This is a genomic window from Nevskia soli (assembly GCF_903970205.1).
In the GTDB taxonomy this organism is placed as follows: Bacteria; Acidobacteriota; Terriglobia; order Bryobacterales; family Bryobacteraceae; genus Bog-113.
On record NZ_CAJCHS010000123.1, the window covers coordinates 1 to 2765 of the forward strand.

Annotated in this window: 4 protein-coding genes and 1 pseudogene; 1 reads left to right on the forward strand and 4 read right to left on the reverse strand. The window is 57.9% G+C overall.

The window, feature by feature from the left end; genetic code table 11:
- The 3 genes and pseudogenes from H1Y01_RS05525 to H1Y01_RS05535 all read right to left on the reverse strand — a co-directional run.
- Window positions 1-496: pseudogene (locus H1Y01_RS05525) on the reverse strand (hypothetical protein); the annotation flags it as partial.
- Complete coding sequence (locus H1Y01_RS05530) at window positions 493-969, reverse strand: hypothetical protein (protein ID WP_180539308.1); 477 nt, start codon at window positions 967-969, stop codon at window positions 493-495. The gene H1Y01_RS05530 and the pseudogene H1Y01_RS05525, both read right to left, overlap by 4 nt.
- Window positions 970-1088: 119 nt before the next feature.
- Window positions 1089-1973, reverse strand: coding sequence for an aldo/keto reductase (locus H1Y01_RS05535; RefSeq protein ID WP_180539310.1), 885 nt, complete (start codon window positions 1971-1973; stop codon window positions 1089-1091).
- 82 nt (window positions 1974-2055) lie between these two features.
- Between H1Y01_RS05535 and H1Y01_RS05540 the strand changes: the two genes are divergently transcribed.
- Window positions 2056-2358 carry a hypothetical protein gene (locus H1Y01_RS05540; protein ID WP_180539311.1) on the forward strand — a complete coding sequence of 101 codons (303 nt, stop codon included), beginning with the start codon at window positions 2056-2058 and terminating at the stop codon, window positions 2356-2358.
- Between the two features lie 114 nt (window positions 2359-2472).
- On the opposite strand, the gene H1Y01_RS05545 is transcribed toward H1Y01_RS05540, so the two are convergent.
- On the reverse strand, window positions 2473-2765 hold a 293-nt coding region (locus H1Y01_RS05545), incomplete at its 5' end, for a hypothetical protein (protein ID WP_180539313.1).

Here is a 2765-nt window from a genome sequence, read left to right on the forward strand (position 1 = left end):
TGAACGCGATGGCGGTCAGCCCGGCCCGCAGCGGCGAGAAGTGCTCCCCGGCCTGGAGCCACAGGGCGAACATCAGGAAGAAGCCCGTCACGCGGAGGAAAGTATCCCCGCCGTGAGTCATGATCAGGTTCCGCTGGTGAATGGAACTTAGCAGGACATACACGAGGATGGTGTTCAGCCGCGTCAAGTAGCCGGCCGTCAGCAACACAGCCGACGCCAGAAATACCCAGAACAGCGCCTGAATCCAAACATCGGTAGAGGGACTGTTCTGCGGCAAAAACACGAAGAGATTCAAGCGCGGTCCGGGTTCGATGCGCTGCTGCGTCGCCAGAGTCACCCACGCGCGCGTGCCATACCATGCTAGCCAGTCCTGCCGGAGCAGCAAGAGAGTCGCGATGACCGCCGTCCCGTAAAGGATGCGGAACACGCCGATGGGCAGCGGAGACAGCGGCTCAAAGAAAAACCGGTTCCAGCGCGCAACGATAGCGCTTATCACGAAGTTAAGTCTCCGGGCGCGACGCGATAACTATAGAAGATGTGCTCGTTCCAAGGGTCCGAACTGAATGTTCCGTCACGTTGACGAATGATTGCCGACCAATAGCGGACAAACAATACCATCTTCACAGGACTCGACCGCGTGTTGTTGAGTCTTGCAACATAGCGGGCCGCATCCGGCCATAAAGCCGAGTAGTTATCGTCCTTCAGATTATCGATGTACTTCCGGTACCGTTCCTTGCTATATCGTTCGGCCAGGCTAAGATGCTCGACTCGTGGGAATGCCCAGGTCCGGGTATTCCCGTCCTGGTAGATGATAATGGCCTCGACATAGACATTCGCGTTCTTGGGAATCGGCGAGAACATGTCCCATGACTGAAAAAGTCCGATGAAGATAAAGTAAGGGCGAATAAGCGCGCGCGCTGAATACACGATCGGCAGCCGCAGGGGAATAGCCCAGCAGGCAATCGCCAATATGTGAAAGATCAGAAAAGTATTAATGACGAGCCGGCGGATCGACCGCTGACTTTGGGGTTTAGTCCCAGCTTTGGGCGCTTTGGTTTGTCCCGCGATCAAGGCGCTCCGACTAACGCCTATGCAAACGCCAGGTTCACATTCTGGATGGCTTCGTCGATCTCCGCGGTGTTCTTATACCCGACAGTAACTGTATCGACGCCGGCATTCCGGAACGCAAACCGCATCGCCGCCTTCCGATCGTCACGGTTCGTGAACTGACCTTCGCCGACTAGCTTCATGCTGATAATACCCATGCCATCGGCGCGCGTTTGCTTGACGTGCGTTACCACTTCGGTCACATCGCCGAGCCCGTTGGTGTTGTAGTCTTCGGCGTCCATCCGAACACCCTTGTGGTTCATCCGGATCATGGCCACTTGCAGGAACTTATTGTCAGGAACCTGCCGCAGCGCCGGGAGCCCGTGTACGGACGCGCCGCGGCTCACCACGGCCTGCTTATGCTGCGCCTCCAGTATCCCGTCCTGCCACTTCACGCTCTGAGCCGGCCAATCCGAAGTGTGCTGCCAGTGCAGAAGCATGATATCGAAGTACTCGGTTTGCGCAAGCTTCCGCAGCTCATCGATCTTGGCTTGCGGATCCACATCGCCATGCGTCGTGATCTTCGACATCAGCCGGTAGCTATCGCGCGGAATCCCTTTGAGCGCGATACCGAGCATCCGATGCATGTCGCCATAAGATTCAGCGGTTTCGAAGAAGCGCACGCCGTTGTCATAGCTGTAGCGCACCAGCCGGTTGAACTGATCCTGCCCCAGATCGCGCTGCACTTTGCCACTCATGCTGCCGGTGCCGAACGCGAGCCGCGTCACCTTGACGCCGGATTTCCCGAGCGTCACCCAATCCGTTGCCTTCTGGCCTTCCGCCTTCAGGGGCAGCTTGCCAAACCCTGCGAGCGCGCCCGCCGCGAGCCCGGTCTTAAGAAAATTACGTCTGGAGCAGTGACTCATTTTTGGTCTCCTTCGATGGCCGCAGTTTAACACGAGGTGCGCCCGCAACTCGCTGGGTCACGTCGCGATACGCTGACTTGAAATGGAAGGGAACGAACTGCCCGAGCACCCGCCCGAACCGAATATCCGCGGGTTCGAAGTGTATCTAAACGGGAACAAGCTCTGCACTGCCGGTGTCGGGCTCGTTGGCTGCCTGAACACCATGGTCGACGTGGTCGGCAGAAAGACAGATCACGACATGATGCTCCGCGTGGGAGGTTTAGAAAACAACGAGTTCCTGACGTGGGTCAAGCGCAAACTTCAGATAGGAGACGAGATCACGATCCGCGTGTTAGATTCTACGTCGGCAGATGAACCGATCAGCCGCATCCCCAACGAGTCTTAGCCGCGAAACGTTGCGCTAGCAGCCCGTGGTAGTAACCGCTCCGTCACCGTCGCGGCTCTGTAACGTACTGATTGCACTGAGCCGCGCACGTTACTACCACGGACTGCTAGAAGACTAACTACCCGAAGTACTCGCCGCCGCAGCCACGGTCAGCGTGGCCGCCGTACTACTCTCGCCGTTGACATACACGATCAGCGTCTGCGAACCCGAGGGCACGGCCGCGGATAAGTCGAACTGCACATCGTAGACGTTCGAACTCCCCACCTGAGTAATCGAAAGCGCGGGCAGAGTAACACCGCCGACCGATACCTGAATATTCCCCGGACTTAGCGCGCCCGGATTAGTCAGCCCCGTAAGGAGCACATCGATCGCCTGCCCGGAGTTCACCGCCGTCGTGTTTGTAACCG

Coding starts and splice junctions, on each gene's coding strand:
- H1Y01_RS05535 (WP_180539310.1), bottom strand. CDS start 1,973: ATGAGTCACTGCTCCAGACGTAATTTTCTTAAGACCGGGCTCGCGGCG.
- H1Y01_RS05540 (WP_180539311.1), top strand. CDS start 2,056: ATGGAAGGGAACGAACTGCCCGAGCACCCGCCCGAACCGAATATCCGC.